At 63.2% G+C, this 22,656-nt stretch carries 19 protein-coding genes, 1 tRNA gene and 1 pseudogene; 12 read left to right on the forward strand and 9 right to left on the reverse strand.

Translation table 11 applies throughout. The annotated features are described in order from the left end of the window. Positions 1–31 precede the first annotated feature (31 nt). The 4 genes from AO684_RS21655 (at position 32) to AO684_RS19925 (ending at position 2,592) form a co-directional block, all read left to right on the forward strand. Complete coding sequence (locus AO684_RS21655) at positions 32–703, forward strand: hypothetical protein (protein ID WP_152968479.1); 672 nt, start codon at positions 32–34, stop codon at positions 701–703. A 508-nt stretch (positions 704–1,211) separates the two neighbouring features. After that, positions 1,212–1,472 carry a hypothetical protein gene (locus tag AO684_RS19915; protein ID WP_054304481.1) on the forward strand — a complete coding sequence of 87 codons (261 nt, stop codon included), beginning with the start codon at positions 1,212–1,214 and terminating at the stop codon, positions 1,470–1,472. Continuing rightward, positions 1,469–1,879, forward strand: coding sequence for a hypothetical protein (locus tag AO684_RS19920; protein WP_054304482.1), 411 nt, complete (start codon positions 1,469–1,471; stop codon positions 1,877–1,879). Before AO684_RS19915 ends, AO684_RS19920 begins: the two co-directional genes overlap by 4 nt. A 2-nt stretch (positions 1,880–1,881) precedes the next feature. Beyond that, positions 1,882–2,592: a hypothetical protein gene (locus AO684_RS19925; protein ID WP_054304483.1), complete on the forward strand. Its 711-nt coding sequence runs from the start codon at positions 1,882–1,884 to the stop codon at positions 2,590–2,592. A 106-nt stretch (positions 2,593–2,698) separates the two neighbouring features. Here AO684_RS19925 and AO684_RS21660 read toward each other — a convergent pair whose 3' ends face one another. From AO684_RS21660 to AO684_RS19935, 3 genes are all read right to left on the reverse strand, one after another. Continuing rightward, entirely contained in the window at positions 2,699–3,700 is a 1,002-nt protein-coding gene (locus tag AO684_RS21660; protein ID WP_152968480.1) for a hypothetical protein, read from the reverse strand. A gap of 191 nt (positions 3,701–3,891) precedes the next feature. Beyond that, positions 3,892–3,981, reverse strand: a tRNA-Ser gene (locus AO684_RS19930). Between the two features lie 80 nt (positions 3,982–4,061). Then, the gene (locus AO684_RS19935; protein WP_054304484.1) at positions 4,062–4,325 is read right to left on the reverse strand and encodes a hypothetical protein; all 264 of its coding nucleotides are present in this window, start codon (positions 4,323–4,325) and stop codon (positions 4,062–4,064) included. A gap of 179 nt (positions 4,326–4,504) precedes the next feature. Between AO684_RS19935 and AO684_RS19940 the strand changes: the two genes are divergently transcribed. Next, on the forward strand, positions 4,505–5,305 hold the full coding sequence (locus tag AO684_RS19940; RefSeq protein WP_054304485.1) for a helix-turn-helix domain-containing protein: 801 nt from the start codon (positions 4,505–4,507) through the stop codon (positions 5,303–5,305). Between the two features lie 59 nt (positions 5,306–5,364). Here AO684_RS19940 and AO684_RS19945 read toward each other — a convergent pair whose 3' ends face one another. Genes AO684_RS19945 through AO684_RS19955 form a run of 3 tightly spaced genes read right to left on the reverse strand, consistent with a single transcriptional unit; the run spans position 5,365 to position 9,871 of the window. After that, the gene (locus tag AO684_RS19945; protein ID WP_054304486.1) at positions 5,365–6,096 is read right to left on the reverse strand and encodes an alanyl-tRNA editing protein; all 732 of its coding nucleotides are present in this window, start codon (positions 6,094–6,096) and stop codon (positions 5,365–5,367) included. Beyond that, positions 6,093–8,831, reverse strand: coding sequence for a DUF3772 domain-containing protein (locus tag AO684_RS19950; RefSeq protein ID WP_054304487.1), 2,739 nt, complete (start codon positions 8,829–8,831; stop codon positions 6,093–6,095). Before AO684_RS19950 ends, AO684_RS19945 begins: the two co-directional genes overlap by 4 nt. A 5-nt stretch (positions 8,832–8,836) precedes the next feature. Further along, positions 8,837–9,871, reverse strand: a complete 1,035-nt coding sequence (locus AO684_RS19955) for a cysteine synthase A (protein ID WP_054304488.1) — start codon at positions 9,869–9,871, stop codon at positions 8,837–8,839. A 257-nt stretch (positions 9,872–10,128) separates the two neighbouring features. Here AO684_RS19955 and AO684_RS19960 point away from each other — a divergent pair, with 257 nt between their 5' ends. Together AO684_RS19960 and AO684_RS19965 are read left to right on the forward strand one after the other, a co-directional pair. Beyond that, positions 10,129–10,713, forward strand: coding sequence for a TRAP transporter small permease subunit (locus AO684_RS19960; protein ID WP_054304503.1), 585 nt, complete (start codon positions 10,129–10,131; stop codon positions 10,711–10,713). Then, on the forward strand, positions 10,710–12,566 hold the full coding sequence (locus AO684_RS19965; RefSeq protein WP_054304489.1) for a TRAP transporter large permease subunit: 1,857 nt from the start codon (positions 10,710–10,712) through the stop codon (positions 12,564–12,566). Before AO684_RS19960 ends, AO684_RS19965 begins: the two co-directional genes overlap by 4 nt. A gap of 175 nt (positions 12,567–12,741) precedes the next feature. Here the strand turns inward: AO684_RS19965 and AO684_RS19970 are convergent. Beyond that, positions 12,742–13,840, reverse strand: a pseudogene (locus tag AO684_RS19970) (TRAP transporter substrate-binding protein). Between the two features lie 225 nt (positions 13,841–14,065). Then, positions 14,066–15,106, reverse strand: coding sequence for an EF-P lysine aminoacylase EpmA (epmA, locus tag AO684_RS19975; protein ID WP_054304490.1), 1,041 nt, complete (start codon positions 15,104–15,106; stop codon positions 14,066–14,068). Positions 15,107–15,204: 98 nt separating this feature from the next. Here epmA and efp point away from each other — a divergent pair, with 98 nt between their 5' ends. The 5 genes from efp to ptsP all read left to right on the forward strand — a co-directional run bounded on the left by efp (position 15,205) and on the right by ptsP (position 22,192). Beyond that, positions 15,205–15,774 (forward strand): elongation factor P, encoded by a 570-nt coding sequence (gene efp / locus AO684_RS19980; RefSeq protein WP_054304491.1) that lies wholly within the window; start codon positions 15,205–15,207, stop codon positions 15,772–15,774. Positions 15,775–15,909: 135 nt separating this feature from the next. After that, on the forward strand, positions 15,910–17,292 hold the full coding sequence (locus AO684_RS19985; protein WP_054304492.1) for a bifunctional enoyl-CoA hydratase/phosphate acetyltransferase: 1,383 nt from the start codon (positions 15,910–15,912) through the stop codon (positions 17,290–17,292). Positions 17,293–17,383: 91 nt separating this feature from the next. Beyond that, entirely contained in the window at positions 17,384–18,238 is an 855-nt protein-coding gene (locus AO684_RS19990; RefSeq protein WP_054304493.1) for a bestrophin family protein, read from the forward strand. Between the two features lie 88 nt (positions 18,239–18,326). After that, on the forward strand, positions 18,327–19,586 hold the full coding sequence (locus AO684_RS19995; RefSeq protein WP_054304494.1) for an aspartate kinase: 1,260 nt from the start codon (positions 18,327–18,329) through the stop codon (positions 19,584–19,586). Positions 19,587–19,948: 362 nt separating this feature from the next. After that, positions 19,949–22,192: a phosphoenolpyruvate--protein phosphotransferase gene (gene ptsP, locus AO684_RS20000; RefSeq protein WP_054304495.1), complete on the forward strand. Its 2,244-nt coding sequence runs from the start codon at positions 19,949–19,951 to the stop codon at positions 22,190–22,192. On the opposite strand, the gene AO684_RS20005 is transcribed toward ptsP, so the two are convergent. Continuing rightward, positions 22,193–22,656: EcsC family protein (locus tag AO684_RS20005; RefSeq protein ID WP_161806031.1), on the reverse strand; the 464-nt coding region annotated here is incomplete at its 5' end. It lies immediately after the preceding gene.

A 22,656-nucleotide genomic window follows, 5' to 3' on the forward strand; every position in this document is an offset into this window, starting at 1 on the left:
CCATGTGGGAAATCTTGGAAGGAACAGCGAAATGACTGCAAACGGATATACCATTGTCGCCGAAGACTTCCTCGCTATGGCGACCGAACAGCCGGGTGGATTTGATGTGTTGCTTTGCTATCGGCTTATCTGGCGAAGCAAAGAACTTCGAACCGCCGCGACTTCGGATCAACTCTTGACCGAAGTTCTAAGCGAATGGGTTCAAGCGGAATGGTCGGCTTTTGAAGCTTACAGGCGGCGCGTTCGAAACGCCCCCGTGTGGGGAATGCTCATTCGTGAAGTTCCGTCTATTGTCGAAGCGTTGAAGCCGCTTTGCGTTCGGGTATTCCCAACGTTGAACATCGCGCTTTCGATAGATCGCGACGCCCTGTTTCATCCGCGAAACTACATCATAACCGCCGGTCGGCTTTACTACGAAGAAGCGCCAAGCGCCACGTTTACGCGATACCTGAATGACATGGAACGTTTGAAGGCGATCAAGTCCGAAACCTACGAACGCGAAGTGTCCCGTCTGGCCGAAGTTCACGCCCTGAACCGCGTCGCGAACATCATGCCTCGCGCGTTTCATCGCGGCTTCGACGGCATGTTGCAGCCCGAAGAAACCGTTGAACAGATGGTGCAGCGCGAACGGGCGCAGGTCTGGCGGAATGCGTTTGGCGGCATGACGATGGCCGACCTTCTGGCAGAGGCGGGGAGGGCATAGGCGCAGGGCTGCGCCAACGGGCCGCTGGCGCGCTTGGCGGGGTCAGGGGTTGCCCATGGGTGGCCGGGAAGCGGCAAGGGCCCTCCTGCGCCCTCTACGGGGCGCTGCGAGGCATGGGGAAAATCGGGCCTGCGGGCTGTAATGTGGGCAAGATCATGTTCAACGAAGAAAATATTCAAGCGGCATTTAAGTATCCCTCGCGGCTATCCGAATCTGATTTGCAAGAGTTGGTCAAGCGAATGGCGAAGGATGCTTAGTTGCGACAGAGAAATATGCGTCGCACAATGAATGTCGGCGAAGTGCTCAATCCGAAGCAAATCGAAATTGGCAGGAAATCCGCCGAAAAGTTTCGTCGCAAATCAAAATGGATGAAGCGAGAATTGGGCGATGCCGACCGAGAGGCACTTAAAATGGCTTGGTCTTCCTGATTTGGGATTGACAAGCCGACATTAATTACCCCGTAACTGGCAGTTATTGGCACTTCTAGGTTCAATAAGGATCGGCTGGCATGGCGAATATCACAACCCCGACTTGGCCTTCGCAGGTTAGCCCCCCTGTGGGTCAGCCGAAAGCAAAGCGTGTTCGCTGCAAGCTGGACACGGTTTCAGACGTGAAGGCCGAAGCTTGCAAGCTCTACCGTGCCGTTCGCGCAAAAGAGATTGACGCTAGCGAAGCCGGGAAGCTGGCCTATCTGTTGCAGATCATCGCGAAGTTGGCCGAAACCGCCGATCTTGAAAGCCGCTTGGCCGAATTGGAACAGCAACAATGAGCCGCTTTCTTGCATCGCGGATCGCCCGGCTTGAAGCGAAGCGGAAGGCGAATGAACCGCCGCCGCGCTTGATCGGCTATTCGCTGGACGGAACGCCCATGTGGAACGTTGAAGAAGGTGCCGACGGGGTTTTGCGGTTCGTTCCGCGCTTCACGAACGAGCAGTTCGCGGCCCGCTGCGCCCTGCAACAGCGCGACCTAATGAACCGGCTTGCAGCTTATGAAGCTGAACTATCCGAGAGCGAAGAGGGGACTTCGAATGAGAAGCACACTAGCCCGAATGAAACGGGCGAAGTGCCGTTGAAACCCGGACAGAAGCGCGCCCGCTATCTGTTCACGGTCGAGAACGGCGTTGAAACGCAACTGGATCGCCTGACCGGCGAACGCATCCAAATCGGAAAGGTTTGAACATGGCACTTGTGAATAGCCCCAATGCGCTGCGCTTTCTCGAAATCATGGGCACCAATGCTGGCCGGAATGCCTTCATGGGGTCCGCCGAAGACTTGCCGTCGGTTCCTTCCGGGGTTCTGACGAACGTGCATCGGTCTGTCGGCACGGCGGTTGATCGCGTGAAGGCGCTGGAATGGGACAAGACCCGCCTGCCGCCGCAGAAGCACCATGCCGCGAAGAAGCTGGCCGATGCCGCGCTTGCTGAAATCCAGAAGGCCCGCGCCGATCTGAAATCGTGGGCTGAACGGGAAACCGCTGCCGCTATGGCCGAAGTCGAACGCAAGCTTGAACCCGAAGGCGGGTCGTCGGCTGCGGTCGTTCGGTCGGAAATCCGCACCTTCGTTCGGTCGTCGCTGACCGGCGACAAGGCCGCAGACTTCACGGCTCAACTTCGGGGACTGGTCGAAACCGATAAGCGGTTCGCCGATGCGATCCTTGAAGCGCCCGCCGCCCTTAGCGGCCTGACGCCCGAGCGCCTTGCCAGCCTGCGGGTTGATGCAGCCGCCGCCTATGCGCCCGAAGCTTCAATGCGGGTCAAGGTGGCTCGGGACGTGGCCGGGCTGGATGCCAAGCTTGCGAGTGTCGCCGCCGAACTGCCGGGCAGCTTCTATGACTTGAAAATCGCCGCGGGCATGGCAACCCGCGTGAACACCGACAGCTTGGCGGAATGAGGATCGGACGGGGGCTTAGTTTCTTTCGCCCTGTCCGCTAGCCGGTTTAGACACCCGGCGATGGACCCCGGTTGCAGCGCATAGGGCCGCGTTGTGCCGGGGTCTTCTACTCCGGTTCTTCGTATTTATCTGCGCGAAGAATTAGGGCATCTACTACGCTCCCTTTCTTCACTCGTGCATTGATTTGAAGCTGGACTGGAACTTTACTCCATTCGGCCTCTTGGATTAGCTTTCGGTCATTCAGAGAAGACATAACTTCTTGAACATCGGCTTGGAATGTTTCGCCGGTTTCTACACTTTCGATATGAACGCGAAACCCGTCGGGAACCGTTGTGTCAACCTTCAGGACTTTATAAGCCCCATCCTTACGTTGTTCTTCCGGTGAAGTTCGGCTGGATTTTGTAAGGCTATTTGCTGCATCTGAGGGGAGCGAAACACCATTGATCTTTGCGTCAACAGATGAGTTATGTTTAATTAGCCCCATGCGCGAAGCATCCGCTTCTTCTTTGAGTTCGGCAAGCATGGGTTGCTTCTTAATCGCATCTTGCAACAACCTACTTTTTTCCGCGTCACCTGCGACCGCGACTTGGATAGTATCAAGGGCCTTGAGCATCGCCTTTGAGTTTGTTTCGGCTACTCGCTCTTCCTTTCGTTCCGAAATCCAAGTTCGCCAGACCGACTGGCCTGCCCAAATCAAGGCAAGAGATATAACAACAATTGCAATCGTGGTCGGGTCCATTTTGTCGATAGCCCCAGTCAGAACTTCCTTGATAATATCTGTTAGCGCCGCTTCCTGATCCGAACTGCCACTTTGGACAGTTACAACGAGTTCAAGTTTGTCGCGTTCTTCGTCTGTCAGCTTTCGCGCGTCCGGTTCACCGTGGGCGACCAAGGCGTATGACCTATATAGCGCACGTTGGGTTTCGACCCATCCCTGCATCATGTAGGCGCTTAGTGCAGAATCATATCGTTTTCCCGGTATGTAAACCGAGGCTTTGACCCAGTCACCGAAGACAATTTTCTCTTTTGAATCAATCTTCAAGCGACCTTCAAGTAGGTCACGAAGTGTTTGCCATGCTTCGTCTTCGGAATTGATCGTGACTGTCATGCGGTGCCAAAAATTTGAACGTGTTACTCTTTCAAGCAGGTTTGCTGTTTTTCGGCAAGTGTCACGTTCGCGTGATCGCCCGCGCCGTTTCCGGGCTGCGAACCGGCCCGATCTAGACCTTTCCTCGACATGCAGCGTGACATGCAAAAGGCCACGAAATCGCCAAATTATCTAATAAAATCAATAGAATGTGGCGGACAGTGAGGGATTCGAACCCTCGAGACGGTTCCCCGCCTACACACTTTCCAGGCGTGCGCCTTCGACCACTCGGCCAACTGTCCGTTGCAGCCGTATAACCGCAGTTCCGGGACGGGTGCAAGGGGCTGCGGTGCGGTTCTGTATCACCGGCTCCGCCCTTCGGTCATGCGGCGGCGATTGCGGTGCGGCGACCGCGCAATTCGCTGACGACATCGGGCATGTAGCCCTGCTCGATCAAACGCAGATCGGCACAGCGACGCACGCTGCTGTCCGGCAGGAAGGACATTTCAACCAGATCCCCGACATCAATCCGCAGCGGTGCGGTGCCCGCGGCCGGCCCGTCGTAATGCGCCAGATCACGGTGATCGGAACACCAGACAATCGCCCGGCCTGTGCGATGGCAGTTCCAGATCACGACCCCAAGCATCTGACACTCCGTCTCCGAACAGGTTGCGCCAACTTCGGGCAAGCTTGCCCTTTCAATCATTTATGCACAGGCTCTTTGACGCTGCATGTGGAATTCCGCATCAATACCGTGGACAAGCCTGCGATTTTGTTTCAGGAGTGACGCTGAACAGCGTCAGACCACCGCCCGAGGGTTGACCCATGGCCAAGGCCCCCCTGTCACCGACCGAAGTCCGTTCGATCTTCGGCCGCAATCTGCGCGAACTTTGCGACGGTGGGCCGCCGATCTCGGTCCTGTGCCAGCAGATCGGGATCAACCGCACGCAGTTCAACCGCTACCTCGCGGGGGAGGCCTTCCCGCGTCCCGATATCCTTGCACGGATCTGCACCCATTTCGAGGTGGATGCGCGCATTCTGCTGGAACCGCTGGAAGATCTGCGCCGGTCAATCCCCGACCGCTTCCTGCTGGAGATGCGCGACAAGCTTCTGATCGGAAGATCGCGCCCCGTGGACCCCGAGGTCTTGCCGGACGCGGTTTACAGATTCTGGCGCAAGTCCTTCATGTTTCAGGGAAAAATCGTCACCAACGTTGCCCTGATCCGCACGCGCGACGAGGTCACCCTGTTCAAGGGATTCGAGGAAAATCTGCTGGCCCAGCAGGAAAATCCGAATGCGCGCCGCTTCCCCCGGCTGGCCTATTTCGGCCTGGTACGGCAGCATCTCGATGGCGTGTCGATCTATTGCCAGGACCGGCAGAACCAGTCGAACATCAATTTCTTCGAATTCGGGCTGGAGGGGAACATGCGCTTCTACCCCGGATTCTCGCTTCTGGTGCGTCGGCGCATTGACGGGATGAACCGGATGACGGCAGCCGTGCTGGAGCGCCTGCCCCATGATCCGGCGCTGTGGCGGGCCATCGTGCGCCAGGATACCGTGCATGACATGAGTTATGCCCCCCCGATCATTCAGCGGGCGCTGAGCCGCATTCCTGACGGGTTGTGAACGCGCCCTGACGCGAAAGCGCATCAGTCGCCCCGCAGCCGTCGTGACGCGCTGTCGCGTCAATCCGCCAGTGTGAGGCTGACCCGACGGTTCTGGCGGCCCTTGTTCTCGATCTTGCCGATCTCGACGCGGCCGATCTCGGCCGTGCGGGCGACATGGGTGCCGCCACAGGGTTGCAGATCGACCTGGCCTGCGCCCTGCCCGATCCGCACCAGCCGCACCCGTCCCTGACCGGCGGGCGGGCGGACCGACATGGTTTTCACAAGCCCCGGATTGGCGGCAAGCTCCGCATCGGTGATCCATTGCTCGCCCACCGGCAGATCGCGGTCGATCAGCGCATTCAGCGCCTCATTCAGCGCCCCGACATCGGCGGGCGGTTCGGGCATGTCGAAATCCAGACGCCCGCGCTCGGCCCCGATCTGGCCGCCGGTCACCGGCAGGGGGATCACGACCGACAGCAGGTGCAGCGCGGTATGAACACGCATGTGACGATGCCTGCGCTCCCAGTCGAGATACTGCCGCAGGCTGGTGCCCACCGGAGGCAAAGGGCGCGGCTCTGCCGCCACCAGCGCGATCTGTGCGGGCCCGACCTTGACCGCCGTCGCAATGTCCACCGCGCCGCCCTGCCATTCCAGCCGCCCGCTGTCGCCCGGCTGCCCGCCGCCCGTGGGATAGAAGATCGAGGCATCCAGCACGATGCCGCCCTCGGGCGTATGCGCCAGCACCCGCGCGGGCGCATCGCGCAGATAGGCATCCTCGCGGAACAGCAGGCGTGTGGGCGTGTCGGTCATCGTTCTGTCCCGTCGTCGAAATCCGGTATCTCGTCTGCGCGCGGATCGGCTGGCGGGTCAAGCTGTATATCGTCGCGCTGACGCGGTTGCGGTCGCGCGGCAGAGCCGTCGCCACCAGCGGGGGCCACGGGTCCGGCACCGCCCACCGCAGCCCGCAGCCCGGCCAGCGCCTCGGCCACCGCCTCGGGGTTGCGCAGCCAGATGTCGCGCTGCGAGAATGGCATCGCCACGCCCTCTTCGCGGAAGCGGCGCACGATGGCGTGATTCACTTCGGTCCGAACCGACAGCGAGAAATTCACGTCGCGGATGATCATGCGGATCTCGAAGTTCAGCGCATCCGCACCAAGCCCCATGAAGGCCACGCTGGGCGGCGGCTCCAGCACCACAAGCGGATGCGCCTCTGCGATCTCGCGCAGGATGCGGGCCACCTGTTCGGTGTCAGAGCTGTAATCCACACCGACGGGAACGATGACCCGCCCGGCCAGGCTGAACCGCGTCCAGTTCGTCACCTGCTGGCTGACCAGATCGGCATTGGGCACGATCACATCCGAGCGGTCGAAGGTCTGGATGCGGGTCGAACGCACGGAGATCGACTTGACCGTGCCGGTCACGCCGCCGACCTCGATCCAGTCGCCCTCGCTGACCGGACGTTCGATCAGCAGGATGATGCCGGAAACGAAGTTCTGCACAATGTTCTGAAGGCCGAAACCGATACCGACCGACAGGGCGGAGGCGACGATGGCCAGACCCGACAGGTCGATCCCGGCGGCGGAAACCGCGATCAGCGCGGCAAGAAAGATCCCCACATAGCCGGTGCCCGAGACGATGGCGTTGCGCCCGCCCTGATCCAGCTTGGTCTTGGGCAGGATCGAGCTGCGCAGCGCGCTCTGGAACAGCCGGGTGGCGCCGTAGCCGATGATGAACAGGATCAGGAAATAGACGAAGTTCGACGGTGAGATCCGCGTCTCGCCAATGGTGAACCCTTGGGCAAAGCGGTTCCACAACTCGCCCAGATCCTCGATCCGCGCGCCCCAGATCAGGGCGAAGACCGGCAGCGACACCAGCGTCAGCAGAAAGCCCGCCAGCACCGGCAGCAGCCCCTGCCCGGCAGTATCCTCGTCACCTGGCACCACGGCGCCCCAGAGGTCGCCGATCAGTTGCACAAGGATCAGCAACAGCCCGATCAGGAACAACGAGGCCGTGGCCGGGAACAGCAGCGCGCTGGCGGCAGAGCTGTAGCCGATCAGCGCCAGAACGGGCGCGACAACGGCAAGTGCGATGACGAATTTCGCGATGATCTGGATCAGGCTCAGCCGGAAGCGTCCGGCATCTGCCGCCCCTGCCACGGACCCGTCGCTGGCCTGCTGACCCGCACAGCGGTTCACCAGATGACCAAAACGCCACAGCGTCAGGCTGAGCAACAGCTGCAACGGCAGGCTCATCACCGGAACCGCAGCTTCGCTCAGCTGCGCAGGCGGGAAGATCGCGGTTTCCAGCGAGCCAAGGCCGAGCAGCAGCCCCATGAACTGCACATGAAAGCGCGCCTCGATCCGGGTCTGCACCGGAAAGCCCAGCGGGCCGCCATCATCGGGATGTTTCGGGAAGACCCGCGCCGCCAGCCAGATGCCGGTGAACAGGGTGATGCCGGTCAGCACCAGCCCCTCGACCATACTGGCCGCCATGCCGGTGAACATCTTCGACGCCAGTGCCGCCACCGCGACCATGATCACACCCACCGAGGGCACGACGATCTGGCCCAGCGAGGCGATGAAGGCAAGCACGCGGCTCCAGCGGCCGGACCGGCTCGGGCCTTGCAACCAGTTGGCAAAGCGTTCGATCCAGACGCGGCCGCGCCAGATCAGCACCACCGCCATGACCAGAAGAATACCGATCACCGGCAGGGTATCGAACATCTCGGCCCGGCGGTCGGCGCGCTGCCAGTTGTTCGTCAGGTCGCGCCAGATCGTTGCGCCGGTATCGCGCACGGCAATGGCCGCATCCTCCCAGTTCGCCGGATTGGCCGGGCTGGGCCAGAGCTTGAGCAGTTGCTTGGCCTGCCGGTCGCGCAAAACGGCGTCGATCTGCGCAATCAGCCCGTTGGCCCGTCGATAGGCCTCTTCCGCCGCGCGCCCCGGCGCCTCAAGCCGCGACAGCTCCTCCGAAAGGTCGCGCCGACGCTGCGCGATTTCCGGCGCCTCGGACTGGCCTTCGGCCGGAACCGGCCCCAGGGCAGAGATCTGGTCGCGAAGGCGGGTGATCCGCGAACTGTTTGCAGTCTGCGCAGTCTGGAATTTGGTGCGCCAGGCAACAAGCTGGCCACGCAGAAGTTCCAGCCCGTTGTTCGAGGTATTGGCATCGGCCAGAGCGCGGTCGGCGCGCTGGCCCATCTGTTCCCAGGCCGCGTAATCGACCTTGGCGCTGTCAGGCGTCGAAACCGTGATCGACTTGCCGCCGGTCGTCGACCCGGCGGTCTGGCTCTTGCTCAGCCCTCCGGTCGCGGGGGCGGCGCCCGCCCCGACCTTCGCCGCATCTATCGCCGGTTCGGCGGGCGGTTGGCCCTGCGGTTCTGCGGGTGCCGGTGTTTCTGCGGGTGACTGTGTTTCTGCGGAAGCAGGCGCATCGGTGCCCTGCCCTTCCTGGGCATATCCGGCGCCCGCACCGATGCCGGACGCCAAAGCCAGAACGAAGGCCAGAACCGCGAGCGGTTGTGACCGCAGGAACCCCGGACGAACCATTGCGATCAGGCGTCCTGATAGACTTCGGGCAGACGGCGCCCGGCATCGTCCAGCCATTCCGGCACCGGCAGCCCCTTGTCCTTCAGGAAGGCGGGGTTGAACAGCTTGGACTGGTAGCGCGTGCCATAGTCGCAAAGCACGGTGACGATGGTATGGCCCGGCCCCATCTCGCGCGCCATGCGGATGGCGCCCGCCACGTTGATGCCGGACGAGCCGCCAAGGCACAGCCCCTCTTCCGACAGCAGGTCAAAGACAATGGGCAGCGCCTCGGCATCGGGGATGCGATAGCTGAAATCAGGGGTGAAGCCTTCGAGGTTGGCGGTGATCCGGCCCTGACCAATCCCCTCGGTGATCGAGGAGCCGGGCGAATCCAGCGTGCCGGTGGTGTAGAAGGCATGCAGCGCCGCGCCCTCGGGATCGGCCAGACCGATCTTCACGCCCTTCGGCTGCAAGGCCATGCCAACACCGGCGAACGTGCCACCCGACCCCACGGCGCAAATGAACCCGTCCACCTTGCCGCCGGTCTGTTCCCAGATCTCCGGCCCGGTGGTTTCGATATGAGCCTGACGGTTCGCGGTATTGTCGAACTGGTTCGCCCAGATCGCGCCGTTCGGTTCGGTCCGCGCCAGTTCTTCGGCCAGACGACCGGAATAACGGACATAGTTGTTCGGGTTCTTGTAGGGCGCCGCAGGCACCTGCACCAGCTCGGCCCCGGCAAGGCGCAGCATGTCCTTCTTTTCCTGGCTCTGCGTCTCGGGGATCACGATGACGGTGCGGAAGCCCATCGAGGCGCCGACCAGGGCAAGGCCGATGCCGGTATTGCCCGCCGTGCCCTCGACAATCGTGCCGCCAGGCTTCAGCAGGCCGCGCGCCACGGCGTCGCGGATGATGAACAGCGCCGCGCGGTCCTTCACCGACTGGCCCGGGTTCATGAACTCGGCCTTGCCGAGGATCTCGCAGCCCGTCAGCTCGCTCGCCTTGCGCAGGCGGATGAGGGGGGTATTGCCGATCGACGCGGCAAGATCGCTAGAGACACGCATGAATGGCTTCCTTTGTTGCGTCCCATAGGTTTAGGGTCGAAGGGGGAGGAACTCAAGAACCGCAGCGGCATGTGCGGTCGCCGAACCGGAATGCAGGAGGGATTTCCGCCACTTCCCCCTTGGTTTCCGAACAAAAATCCATGAAAAAGAAGCTAGGGCAAAACCCGATCCCCGATTTTGGAAAACTTTTCTTACCAATTTCGGCAAACTGAGGTATGAGCGCCGCAAAGGCGCCTTTATATGGGGGGATCTACGAGATGAAGAGCCTGCTGGCAGTCTCTGCCGCGATAGACCGTATCAACGAGTTTATAGGAAAATCAGTCATGTGGCTGATCCTGGTTGCCGTCATCATCAGCGCGGCGAATGCCATCGTTCGAAAGGCGTTCAGCACCTCGTCAAATGCCTGGCTGGAAATGCAGTGGTATCTGTTCGGCGCCGCCTTCCTGCTGGCTGCGGCCTATACGCTGAAACAGAACGAACATGTGCGCATCGACATCGTCTATGGCCTGTGGTCGCGGCGCGTGCAGCACTGGATCGACCTGCTGGGCCATCTTCTGTTCCTGATGCCCTTCGTGCTGCTGATGGTCTGGTATCTGGTGCCCTATGTACAGCGCTCGGTACGCATCGGCGAGGTTTCCACCAATTCGGGCGGCCTGATCCTCTGGCCCGCCAAAGCCCTGCTGCTGGCGGGCTTCGTGCTGCTGGCGTTTCAGGGCGTCTCTGAAATTATCAAGAAAATCGCGGTGATGCGGGGCGTGATACCCGATCCCTCTCCCTTCGTGTCCTCCCATGCGGCAGCGACGCTGGAAGGTGAGGAAATGGCGCGGGAGAACGTCAAATGATGGAATTCATCGCGCTGAACCTTGCGCCGATCATGTTCGTGTCACTGGTGGTGTTTCTGCTGCTGGGCTATCCGGTGGCGTTCTCGCTGGCGGCGAACGGGCTGTTGTTCTTCTTCATCGGGGTCGAACTCGCCCCCCTGTCCGGTGGGGCGATCAATCTTGACTGGCCTCTGCTGAACACGATGCCGAACCGGCTGTGGGGGGTCTTGTCGAACGAGACATTACTTGCCATCCCCTTCTTTACCTTCATGGGGATCGTGCTTGAACGATCCGGCATGGCCGAGGATCTGCTGGATACGATCGGTCAACTTTTCGGGCCGGTTCGTGGCGGTCTTGCCTATGCGGTGATCATCGTGGGCGCGCTGCTGGCGGCGACGACCGGCGTGGTGGCGGCCAGTGTGATCGCGATGGGCCTGATCTCGCTGCCGATCATGCTGCGCTATGGCTATGACCGTTCCATCGCCTCCGGGGTCATCGCGGCTTCGGGCACCCTGGCACAGATCATCCCGCCCAGCCTCGTTCTGATCGTTCTGGCCGACCAGCTTGGCCGTTCGGTGGGTGACATGTATGCCGGTGCCCTGCTGCCCGGTCTGGTGCTGACCGGCATCTACCTCGGTTATGTGCTGGTGATGTCGATCCTCCGGCCAAAGTCGATGCCCGCCCTGCCGCTGGAGGCGCGGACACTCGGCTCGGGCGTCACCTCGCTGCTGGTGGCCATCGTGGTCGGCGCGGCACTGTCCTATGCTGCCTTCCACTGGCTGCACCCCAAGGTCGGCACCAATGCCGACATCTATGCGCCGACCATCGGCATCGGCCTGGTCTATCTGGCGGCTCTGCTGGACAAGGCGCTGAAAATCGGCGTCATGTCGCGTCTGGCGCAACAGGTGATCATCGTGCTGATCCCGCCGCTCGCGCTGATCTTCCTCGTGCTCGGCACCATCTTCCTCGGCATTGCGACGCCAACCGAGGGCGGCGCCATGGGCGCGGTGGGCGCCATGGTTCTGGCGGCGGCCAAGAAGCGGCTGACCCTGCCGGTCATCAGCCAGGCGCTCGCCTCGACCACCCGCCTGTCTGCCTTCGTCATGTTCATCCTGCTGGGGGCACGGGTCTTCTCGCTGACCTTCTATGGCGTGAACGGGCACCTCTGGGTGGAACACCTGCTGACCTCGCTTCCGGGCGGGCAGATGGGCTTCCTGATCGTGGTGTCGGTGCTGGTGTTCTTCCTGGCCTTCTTCCTCGATTTCTTCGAGCTGGCCTTCATCATCGTACCGCTGCTTGTTGCCCCGGCTGAGGCGCTGGGGATCGACCTGATCTGGCTGGGCGTCATCCTTGGCGTGAACATGCAGACCTCGTTCATGCACCCACCCTTCGGCTTTGCGCTGTTCTTCCTGCGCTCGGTCGCGCCGCGCCTGCCCTACATCGACAAGGTAACCGGCAAGGAAACCGCTCCGGTGACGACAGGGCAGATCTACTGGGGGGCCGTACCCTTCGTGTTCATCCAGATCGTGATGGTGGCCGTCGTGATCGGCTTCCCGGGGCTGGTGATGCACTACAAGGGCAAGCCGGTGGATACCACCAATGTCACCATCACCCTGCCGCAGATGCCGAGCCTCGGCGGCGGCGGACTTGGTGGTGGTCTGGGTGGTGGTCTGGGTGGTGGTCTCGGCCAACCGGGTAGCCTGGGTGGCGGCCTGGGTCAGCCGAATCTCGGCGGCACTCCGGCCCCCGCCCCCGGCCAGCCCGCGCTGGGTCAGCCCTCACTCGGCCAACCCTCTCTGGGCCAGCCGTCTCTGGGCCAACCCTCTTTGGGCGCGCCTGCCATCGGGCAACCGGAACCCCAGCCGCAGAACTGATCGCGACCCCTTGCGACAGCACAAAGGCCCCTCCCCACCGGGAGGGGCCTTTTCCATCTCAGCGCATCACATCAGATCGCGCCCCGGACCGTGACAAAGAAAAACCCCCGGTCCTTCCGAACCGGGGGAGAGGTTGTTCGCGCCGGATGACCCCCGGCTACGAAACGGGGAAGACTTACAGCTTGCCCGCGTTCTGTTGCATCATCATGAAGGTGTCGTAGTTGTATTCGGCGATCTGCGCCCAGGTGTAGTTCTCCGAACGGAACGCCTTGATCGACTGCCAGATCTTCGCGAAGGCCGGGTTGGTGGCCTCCATGTCGGCATAGACCTCATTCGCGGCGTCGAAGCAGGCGCTCAGGATCTCGGGGCTGAACGGACGCAGCTGCGTGCCATTGGCCACGAGGCTCTTGATCGCGGTCGGGTTCTTGTAGTCGTACTTTTGCAGCATGTCGGCATCGACACCCTGGCAGATCGAACGCAGCAGCGACTGATAGTTCTTCGGCAGCCCCTCATAGGCGGCCTTGCCGAACATGAAGTGGACGGTCGGGCCACCTTCCCACCAGCCGGGATAGTAGTAGTAGGGCGCCACCTTGTAGAAGCCCAGCTTCTCGTCGTCATAGGGGCCGACCCATTCGGCGCCGTCGATGGTGCCTTTTTCCAGCGACGGATAGATGTCGCCGCCGGCGATCTGCTGCGGCACGACGCCCAGCTTTTCCAGCACTTTGCCCGCAAAGCCGCCAACGCGGAACTTCAGGCCCTTCAGATCCTCGACGGTGTTGATTTCCTTGCGGAACCAGCCACCCATCTGCACGCCGGTGTTGCCACCCGGCAGCGCGAAGATGTTCTTGTCGGCCAGGAATTCGTTGTAAAGGTCGATCCCGCCGCCATGGTAGTGCCAGGCATTGATGCCGCGCGCCGACAGCGAGAACGGCACAGCCGCCGCCACCGCCCAGGTCGGGTCTTTGCCCCAGTAATAGTAACCGACGGTGTGGCAGGCCTCGATGTTGCCCGCGCTCACCTCGTCAGCGGCCTGCAGGCCCGGAACCAGTTCGCCCGCCGGGAAGCACTGGATGGTGAAATTGCCGTCCGTCGCTTCGGAAATCCGCTGCGACAGCACTTCGGCCGCCCCATAGATCGTATCCAGCGACTTCGGGAAGGACGAGGTCAGGCGCCACGTCACCTTCGGAGCCTCCTGCGCCAGCGCCGGTGCCGCAAGCCCCCCCGGCTGCCAAACCGCCAAGACCCGCATTCCTCAAAAACTTCCGACGATCCATCCGTTCCTCCTCATTGCACAACGCGGCCGGATCTGCCGCGCCATCGGTGTCGACGGGCAGCCTAGCGGCCCCAAACGGGTTTGAGAACCGTTTTCTGCGCGGCAAGATAGCATTCGGTAAGGTTTTCTTACCACAGGGCAAAAAACATGAAATGACCTTACGGCACCCTGAGATGCCCTGCCCGTTCGCGCGGCAACTGCCCGCGAATGCGACAGCGCGGCAGGTTCAGCCCCCCGCGACCGGGGTCCAGATCACGTCGTCGATCCGGGGCGCATGGGTCGCCAGCATCACCAGCCGGTCGAACCCCAGTGCGATACCACTGGCCGCAGGCATGAAGGCGAGCGCTGCCAGAAAATCCTCGTCGAGCGGGTAACGTTCGCCGTAGATGCCCTGCTTCTCGTCCATCTCGGCCTCGAAACGGCGGCGCTGTTCGGCAGGGTCGGTCAACTCGCCAAACCCGTTCGCCAGTTCCACCCCGCAGGCATAGATCTCGAACCGTTCCGCCACGCGGGCGTCATCGGCGCAACGTCGCGCCAGTGCGGCCTCGGCGGTCGGGTAGCGGTCAAGGATCGTCGCGCGGCCATGGCCCAGATGGGGTTCGACCTTTTCCACAAGGATCTTGGACAGCAGGAAAGACCAGGTGTCGTCATCCCGCACCTTGATACCTGCCGCGCGCGCCTGCGCACGCAAGGCAGCGGCATCCGTCTCCGCCCCGTCACAGGTCGCGAGCAGGTCGATCCCGGCGAAACGCCCGAACGCCTCGGCCACCGACAGTCGTTCCGGCGCCGCGAAAGGATCACAGGTGATGCCGCGATACTGCAACGTGGTGCCCCCCGCCGCCTCGGCGGCAAGCCGCAGCATCGCCGCGCAATCCTCCATCAGCACCGTGTAATCCTGACCCACGCGATACCATTCCAGCATGGTGAATTCCGGGCTGTGCAGCGCCCCGCGCTCGCGGTTGCGCCAGACATGCGCGAAAGCAAAGATCCGTTCCTCCCCCGCCGACAGCAGCTTTTTCATCGCAAACTCGGGCGAGGTATGCAGATACATCTGAACCGGCAGCCCGTCGTTGCCAATGGCCTCGGTGGCAAAAGCGTGCAGATGGGCCTCATTGCCGGGACTGACCTGAAGCGCCACCGGATCGACCTCAAGGAAATCCTGCCCCGCGAACCAGCCGCGCAGCGCGGCCTGAAGGCGGGCACGCGCCAGCAGCGCGGGGCGGCGGTCGGCGTGGCGCGCGGGGTTCCACCAGGGTGTCGGGCTCATTTCGCGGGCTTTTCTCTGGAAATCGGGTCGCGGATGGTTTAGGCGCTTCGCCATCCGGGCGCCAGAGCCTGTCTCAATTCCAACCAAGGACCGTAACAATGGCTAAAGTGATCGCCTCTTCGATCCGCAAGGGCAACGTGATCGACCTCAACGGCGTGCTGCATGTCGTGATCGCCGCCGAAAACGTGCATCCGGGCAAGGGCAACTCGGTGACCCAGGTCGAGATGCGCCGCATCTCGGATGGCGTGAAAGTGCAGGAGCGCTGGCGGACCGTGGACAGCGTGGAAAAGGCGCATGTCGACGAGAACGAATTCGACTTCCTCTATGAGGATGGCGAAGGCTTCCACTTCATGAACCCCGAGAGCTACGAGCAGATCGCCGTGTCCGAGGATGTCGTCGGCGATGCCAAGGTCCACCTGCGCGACGGTATCCGCGTCTGGATCCTGACCCACGAGGGCGTGGCACTGTCGATCGAACTGCCGCAAAAGGTTACCGTCGAGGTTGAAGAGACCGAGCCGGTCGTCAAGGGTCAGACCGCCTCGTCCAGCTACAAGCCCGCGATCTGCACCGGCGGTATTCGCGTGATGGTTCCGCCGCATATCGGCGTCGGCACCCGCATCGTGATCAACACCACCGACAACAGCTATGTGGAACGCGCGAAGGAGTGATCCTTTCCCTTTCCGCTGACTTGCAGGGCCCGGAGGCATCTCCGGGCCTTTTGCATGGGCCTGCCGTCGCGCCACGGCTTGACCCGCGCCCCGATTCCCGGCCACCCATCCCCTGCCCACGCAAGGGAGATGCCGATGCATATGGTGAACCGGACCTTTGACGAAATCGCCGCAGGCGACAGCGCCGAAATCCGGCGGCTGGTGACACCCGACGATCTTTATGTCTTTGCCGCCGCCTCGGGGAACTATAACCCGATGCACCTGCCCAATGCCGATACCGATGGTGATGGCCACCCCGAACAGATCACGCCGGGGATGTTTCTGGGCGCGCTGATCTCCGGGGTACTCGGCACGCAACTGCCCGGCCCCGGCACGCTTTACCTGCGGCAGACGCTGGATTTTCATGCCCGGGCCCATGCGGGCGATGAACTGGTCTGCCGCGTCACCGTGCTGGAAAAGTGCGCGGGCAACGTTCTGCGTCTGGGGACCGAGATCCGCCGCACCGGCGACGATGCGCTGCTGCTGTCGGGCGAGGCCGAGGTACAGGCGCCCACGGTGAAATTCCGCCGCGACGATATCGAGGTTCCGGGCCTCATCGTGCAGCGCCACCGGCATTTCGATGCGCTTCTGGATCGCGCACGACCTCTGCCCGCGCTGCCCACAGCCGTGGTCTGCCCCGATGACGCCAATTCACTGGGCGGCGCGCTGCTGGCCGCGCGGGAAAGCCTGATCACCCCCATTCTGATCGGCAGGGCGGCCGCGATCCGCGCGGCGGCGGCAGAAACCGGCGCCGATATTTCGGGGTTCGAACTGATCGACGTGACCTCGGGTGATGCGGCGGCCTCGGCCATGGCCTGCAAGCTGGTGCATGAAGGCCGCGCGGCCGCGGTGATGAAGGGGCACCTTCATACCGAAGACCTGCTGCGCCCGATGCTTGACCGCGACACAGGCCTGCGCATCGGCCGCCGCTTCACCCATATCTTCGTCATGGATGTGCCGGGCCAGCCGCAGCCGGTGATGGTGACGGATGCCGCCATCAACATCGCCCCAGATCTCGCCACCAAGATGGACATCTGCCAGAACGCCATCGACCTCGCGCTGTCACTGGGGATGGAGCCGCGGGTCGGCGTGCTGAGCGCGGTGGAAACCGTGACCCCCGCCATCCAGTCCTCCATCGACGCGGCGCTGCTGTCGAAAATGGCCGAGCGCGGCCAGATCAGGGGCGGGCTGGTCGACGGGCCGCTGGCGATGGACAATGCGGTGGATATCGGCGCGGCCCGCACCAAGGGTTTGCAGGGCGGCGTGGCAGGGCGGGCCAATATCCTTGTCGTGCCCGACATCGACGCAGGCAACATGCTGGCCAAGCAGCTTGCCTTCATCAGCCATGCAGAAGGCGCGGGGCTGGTGATGGGCGCGCGGGTGCCGGTGATCCTCAACTCCCGTTCAGACAGCCCGATGTCGCGGCTCGCCTCCTGCGCGGTGGCTGCGCTGCACCATTTCGGCGCGGCACGGGCCTGAGACCGTCGCAGACAGGCGCGGCCCTGTCGGCTCCGGCCTTGACGGATGGCGGCTTCGGGCCGATCCAAGGGCAGGAAAGACGGAGGCCGCGATGATCCTGCGCGAAAAACCCGGCACGGCAGAGCTGCTGTTCGCCCTGCGCGGTTCGGTCCTGCCGCATATCGCGCCGCAGCTTGCGCTGGTGGGCGTGCTGGCGGTGGCTGCAATGCTGTGGGATCACAACGTCATGCCGCTGCCACATCTGAGCGCCACCCCCTTCGCGGTTTTCGGCGTCGCCCTGTCGCTGTTTCTGGGTTTTCGCAACAATGCGGCCTATGACCGCTGGTGGGAGGCACGCAAACTTTGGGGCGGGCTTCTGGCCGACAGCCGCAGCCTCGCGCGCGAAGCGGATCTGTTTCTCGACGACACCGAGATCCGGATGCAGTTGCTGCGGTCGATGCGTGATTTCCTGCATCTGCACCGCAGTGCGCTGCGCGGCCTGCCGCTGGCAGCGGGCGAAGGCCCGGATGCGACGCTGGACGCGATGAACAGCCTGCTGGCCGAGGCCCGCCGCAACGGGCAACTGGACGGCTTCGGCGCCCGCACCCTTTCGGCCCGCCTGTCCGGCATCGCGCTTGCGCAGGCCGGGTGCGAGCGTATTCGCGCCACGCCACTGCCCTACGTCTATTCCCTGCTGGTCTTCCGCACGAGCTGGCTCTACTGCCTGCTGCTGCCGCTTGCGCTGGTAGAACCTGCGGGCTGGCTGACGCCGGTCTTCGCGCTGATCGTGGCCTATACTTTCTTCGGCCTGGCCGAGGTGACCGAGGAACTGGCGCATCCCTTTGGCAATACAGCGAATGCGCTGCCGCTCGATGCAATCTGCCGTCTGGCCGAGATCGGCCTCGCGCCGCATCTGGGCGAAGCCGCGCCGCCACCCTTGCAGCCGGTGAACTTCCGGCTGGACTGAACCGCCTTCCCCATCGGAAAGCGCGCTTGCATCCCCCCCCGCTTCTGGTATGGAACGCGCGGTTTTAATGGCAGAACGGGGGTTGGCCATGCCGCTTCTGGTGATGAAATTCGGTGGCACCTCGGTGGGCGATCTCGCGCGGATCGAAAATGCCGCGAAGAAGGTGCAGCGCGAGGTCGAGCGTGGCTATGACGTGATCGTCATCGTCTCTGCCATGTCGGGCAAGACCAATGAACTGGTCGGCTGGGTCGAGGGCACGTCGAAGCTTTACGACGCCCGCGAATATGACGCGGTGGTGGCCTCGGGCGAGAATGTGACCGCCGGTCTGATGGCGCTGCGCCTGCAGGAGATGGGCGTGCCCGCCCGCTCCTGGCAGGGCTGGCAGGTGCCGATCAATACCACTTCCGCGCATGGGTCGGCCCGGTTCGTGTCGATCCCGCGCGAGAATATCGACGCGAAATTCGCCGAAGGCTTCAAGGTTGCCGTGGTCGCGGGCTTTCAGGGCCTGTCTGCCGAGGGCCGCATCACCACGCTGGGCCGGGGCGGTTCGGATACGACCGCCGTGGCCTTTGCCGCCGCCTTCGGGGCCGAACGCTGCGATATCTATACCGATGTCGATGGCGTCTACACCACCGACCCCCGCGTGTCTGACAAGGCGCGCAAGCTGAACAAGATCGCCTTCGAGGAAATGCTGGAACTTGCCAGCCTCGGCGCGAAGGTGCTGCAAACCCGGTCCGTCGAACTGGCAATGCGCTACAAGGTGCGGCTGCGCGTGCTGTCGTCCTTCGAGGATACCGACGAAAACTCTGGCACCCTGGTCTGCGACGAGGAGGAAATCATGGAATCGAAAGTCGTCTCGGGCATCGCCTTCTCGCGCGAGGAAGCGAAGATCACCCTCTTCACCATCGAGGATCGTCCGGGCGTGGCCCAGGCCATCTTCGGCCCGCTGGCCGAGGCGGGCGTCAACGTGGACATGATCGTCCAGAACATCTCCGAGAAGGACTATGACGACAGCCACCCCGGCGCCGTCACCGACATGACCTTCTCCTGCCCGATCAACCAGGTCGAGCGCGCCAAGAAGGCGATGGAAGATGCCCGCGCCGCCGGCGTCATCAAATATGACGAGCTGATCATCGACACTGATGTCGCCAAGGTCTCGGTCGTTGGCATCGGCATGCGCAGCCATACGGGTGTCGCCGCCAAGATGTTCAAGGCGCTGGCTAACGAGGGCGTGAACATCAAGGTCATCTCGACCTCGGAAATCAAGATTTCGGTCCTGATCGACCGCAAGTATATGGAACTGGCCGTGCAGGCGCTGCACGATGCGTTCGAGCTGGAAAAAGCCTGATCGCGGCCAAAGCTGACCCGAACGCCCCGCACTCTGCGGGGCGTTTTTCATTCTGCGCCCCAAATCTGCAACGGACCGCGCCGGATGCAGGCGCGGGACGGAGTCAGGACCGGCCCAGGGATTCCCGAATCGTCCGCAGGTCAGGCGCGGGAAGACCTGCCGGCGGTTCCCATCGTCTATCGCGCTGCACGCCATGGCTGTCCGGCACATCCCTTGCCGGATGCAATGCGTCCGGGGACGGCACTGCCCAAATCGGCGGCAGTTGGCGGTGACTTCGGGGCGCGACCCTCTCCCCCGTTCCGTTTTGCCGCGTGCTGTGATTAAAGGGGGCAAAGGCATCCAGAAGGACGGCACCCCCAAACATGCCCGAACGCAGCGAGAGCGACAGCCGCAAACTCCTCCGCCGCCTGCGCGACAGCCTTGCCCTGCCCGGCAAGGGCCAGGACAGGCTGGACCGCATCACCCATCTGATCGCCGATTCCATGGGGACCGAAGTCTGTTCGATCTACCTGTTCCGCGACGAGGACACGCTGGAGCTTTGTGCGACCGAGGGGCTGAAGAAAGAGGCCGTCCACCAGACCCGCATGAAGGTGGGTGAAGGTCTGGTCGGGCGCGTCGCGCGGACCGCGACGCCGGTCAATGCGGCCGATGCGCCGTCAGAGCGCGGCTTCCGCTACATGCCGGAAACCGGCGAGGAACTCTTTTCCAGCTTCCTCGGCGTGCCGATCCAGCGGGTCGGGGAAAAGCTGGGCGTTCTGGTCGTGCAGTCCCGCACGGCGCGGCAGTTCTCGGATGACGAGGTCTATGCGCTGGAAGTCGTGGCCATGGTGCTGGCCGAGATGACCGAGCTTGGCGCCTTCGTCGGCGAAGGCGAAGGCCCCGGCGCCCTGCACCGACAGCCGCGCATCTTTCGCGGCGGCACCGGGCAGGAAGGCACGGCCGAGGGCAATGTCTGGCTGCACGAGCCGCGCGTCGTCGTCACCAATCCGGTGGCCGACGATCCGCTGACCGAGATCGACCGCATCCGCGACGCGGTGGGCCAGTTGCGCATCTCCATCGACGATCTGCTGAGTGCGGAGTCGCTGGACAAGGATCAGCGGCAGGTGCTGGAAGCCTATCGCATGTTCGCCCGCTCGCGTGGCTGGCTGCGCCGGATGGAAGAGGATATCCAGCGCGGCCTGTCGGCCGAAGCGGCAGTGGAAAAGGAACAATCCGCAGCCCGCGCCCGTCTGGAACAGGTGCCCGACGCCTATCTGCGCGAACGGCTGAACGATCTGGACGACCTGTCAAACCGCCTGCTGCGCATCCTGACCGGACAGGGGCAGGATACCGGCGCAACCATGCCGGAAAACCCGATTCTGGTGGCCCGCAACATCGGCCCCGCCGAACTTCTGGAATACGGCCGCAAACTGCGCGGCGTGGTTCTGGAGGAAGGCTCGGTCGGCAGCCATGCCGCCATCGTTGCCCGCGCGCTGGTCATCCCGCTGATCATCCATGCCGAACGCATCACCTCCGAGGCGCTGAACGGCGATCCGATCCTCGTCGACGGCGACAGTGGCACTGTGCATCTGCGCCCGGACGAGGTGGTGGTGCGCAGTTTCCGCGACAAGATGGCGATGCAGGCCAAGGCGCAGGAGCGCTATGCCAGCCTGCGCGGCCTGCCTGCGGAATCGCGCTGCGGCACGGTGACCCGGCTTTACATGAATGCGGGCCTGATGGCCGATCTGCCCTCGATCGAGAATTCGGGGGCCGAGGGCGTGGGCCTGTTCCGCACCGAGCTGCAATTCCTGATCCGCAACCAGATGCCGAAACGGGACGAGCTTGCCAAGCTGTACGCCCGCGTCATGGATGCGGCCAAGGGGCGGCCTGTGGCCTTCCGGACGCTGGACATCGGCTCGGACAAGGTGCTGCCCTACATGAAGCCGCAGGACGAGCCGAACCCCGCGATGGGCTGGCGCGCGATCCGCGTCGGTCTCGACAAACGCGGCGTGCTGCGGATGCAGTTGCAGGCGCTGCTGCGCGCCGCACGGGGGCGCCCCCTGACCGTGATGTTCCCCTTCATCTCCGAACATGAGGAATTCGTCACTGCCCGCAATGAATTGCTGCACCAGCGCGACCGCGAGGCGGCCATGGGTCATCCCGTGCCCGAAACCCTGCGCATCGGTGCGATGCTGGAAACCCCCAGCCTGGCCTTCGCGCCCAAGGCGTTTTTCGAATCCGCCGATTTCATTTCCATTGGTGGCAATGATCTGAAGCAGTTCTTCTTCGCCGCCGACCGTGAAAATGAACGGGTGCGCCGCCGCTATGACACGCTGAACACCTCTTTCCTGCGCTTCCTGCGACTGATTGCGGATCGCTGCGCGGAAAGCAACGCCCAGCTTTCCTTCTGTGGCGAGGATGCGGGCAGGCCCATCGAGGCCATGGTCTTTGCCTCGCTGGGCATCGGCACGCTGTCGATGCGCCCCGCCTCCATCGGGCCGGTAAAATCATTGCTGCGTCAGGTCGATCTGCGCGAGGTGCGCGCGGTGGTCACCGCGGCCATGGCGGAAGGCGTGGAAAGCGTGCGCCCGGCGGTGATGGGCTGGCTCGCCACCTTGCCGGAGTGATCAGTCCGACCGCAGCAGCGGCTTCACGCTGGCCGCCGCGTTGAAGCGGGCGACCACTCGTTCGGCGCCATGCTCCTGCGCCAGCCGCAGCAGGCGAAAGCGGATGCGCGCAAGCTCGCGATAATGGCTCAGGAAAGCCGCGTTCACCGCCGCGCCGGACAGTGCGCCCAGAACCGGCACCGCCTGCGCCGCAAGCTTCTGGCTCAGCCCCGCCGCGATCTTCGGCGCCAGCGTGGCGATCAGCTTTTGCAGGGCCGGTCCGGTCAGCGTCAGCCGGGCACCGATGAGCGCAGTATTCACCCCGTCATCGCCGCCCGAGGGCGTACCCGCCGCGAAACAGCGCAGGATCTCGGCCTGAATGACGGGATCGGTGGTGTCGAACCCCTCATCCTCCGCCGCCTTGCGGATGGCCGAGAGGATCAGCGTGATTGTCACGGGAAGTTCGGCGATGGAAGTGGCAAGCC

The sequence above is a fragment of the Gemmobacter sp. LW-1 genome, assembly GCF_001303875.1.
Lineage (GTDB): Bacteria > Pseudomonadota > Alphaproteobacteria > Rhodobacterales > Rhodobacteraceae > Gemmobacter > Gemmobacter caeni.

Bases quoted from the DNA above. Each gene is read 5' to 3' on its own strand.
- AO684_RS21655 (WP_152968479.1), top strand. From the start codon at position 32: ATGACTGCAAACGGATATACCATTGTCGCCGAAGACTTCCTCGCTATG.
- AO684_RS19915 (WP_054304481.1), top strand. From the start codon at position 1,212: ATGGCGAATATCACAACCCCGACTTGGCCTTCGCAGGTTAGCCCCCCT.
- AO684_RS19920 (WP_054304482.1), top strand. From the start codon at position 1,469: ATGAGCCGCTTTCTTGCATCGCGGATCGCCCGGCTTGAAGCGAAGCGG.
- AO684_RS19925 (WP_054304483.1), top strand. From the start codon at position 1,882: ATGGCACTTGTGAATAGCCCCAATGCGCTGCGCTTTCTCGAAATCATG.
- AO684_RS21660 (WP_152968480.1), bottom strand. From the start codon at position 3,700: ATGACAGTCACGATCAATTCCGAAGACGAAGCATGGCAAACACTTCGT.
- AO684_RS19935 (WP_054304484.1), bottom strand. From the start codon at position 4,325: ATGCTTGGGGTCGTGATCTGGAACTGCCATCGCACAGGCCGGGCGATT.
- AO684_RS19940 (WP_054304485.1), top strand. From the start codon at position 4,505: ATGGCCAAGGCCCCCCTGTCACCGACCGAAGTCCGTTCGATCTTCGGC.
- AO684_RS19945 (WP_054304486.1), bottom strand. From the start codon at position 6,096: ATGACCGACACGCCCACACGCCTGCTGTTCCGCGAGGATGCCTATCTG.
- AO684_RS19950 (WP_054304487.1), bottom strand. From the start codon at position 8,831: ATGGTTCGTCCGGGGTTCCTGCGGTCACAACCGCTCGCGGTTCTGGCC.
- AO684_RS19955 (WP_054304488.1), bottom strand. From the start codon at position 9,871: ATGCGTGTCTCTAGCGATCTTGCCGCGTCGATCGGCAATACCCCCCTC.
- AO684_RS19960 (WP_054304503.1), top strand. From the start codon at position 10,129: ATGAAGAGCCTGCTGGCAGTCTCTGCCGCGATAGACCGTATCAACGAG.
- AO684_RS19965 (WP_054304489.1), top strand. From the start codon at position 10,710: ATGATGGAATTCATCGCGCTGAACCTTGCGCCGATCATGTTCGTGTCA.
- epmA (WP_054304490.1), bottom strand. From the start codon at position 15,106: ATGAGCCCGACACCCTGGTGGAACCCCGCGCGCCACGCCGACCGCCGC.
- efp (WP_054304491.1), top strand. From the start codon at position 15,205: ATGGCTAAAGTGATCGCCTCTTCGATCCGCAAGGGCAACGTGATCGAC.
- AO684_RS19985 (WP_054304492.1), top strand. From the start codon at position 15,910: ATGCATATGGTGAACCGGACCTTTGACGAAATCGCCGCAGGCGACAGC.
- AO684_RS19990 (WP_054304493.1), top strand. From the start codon at position 17,384: ATGATCCTGCGCGAAAAACCCGGCACGGCAGAGCTGCTGTTCGCCCTG.
- AO684_RS19995 (WP_054304494.1), top strand. From the start codon at position 18,327: ATGCCGCTTCTGGTGATGAAATTCGGTGGCACCTCGGTGGGCGATCTC.
- ptsP (WP_054304495.1), top strand. From the start codon at position 19,949: ATGCCCGAACGCAGCGAGAGCGACAGCCGCAAACTCCTCCGCCGCCTG.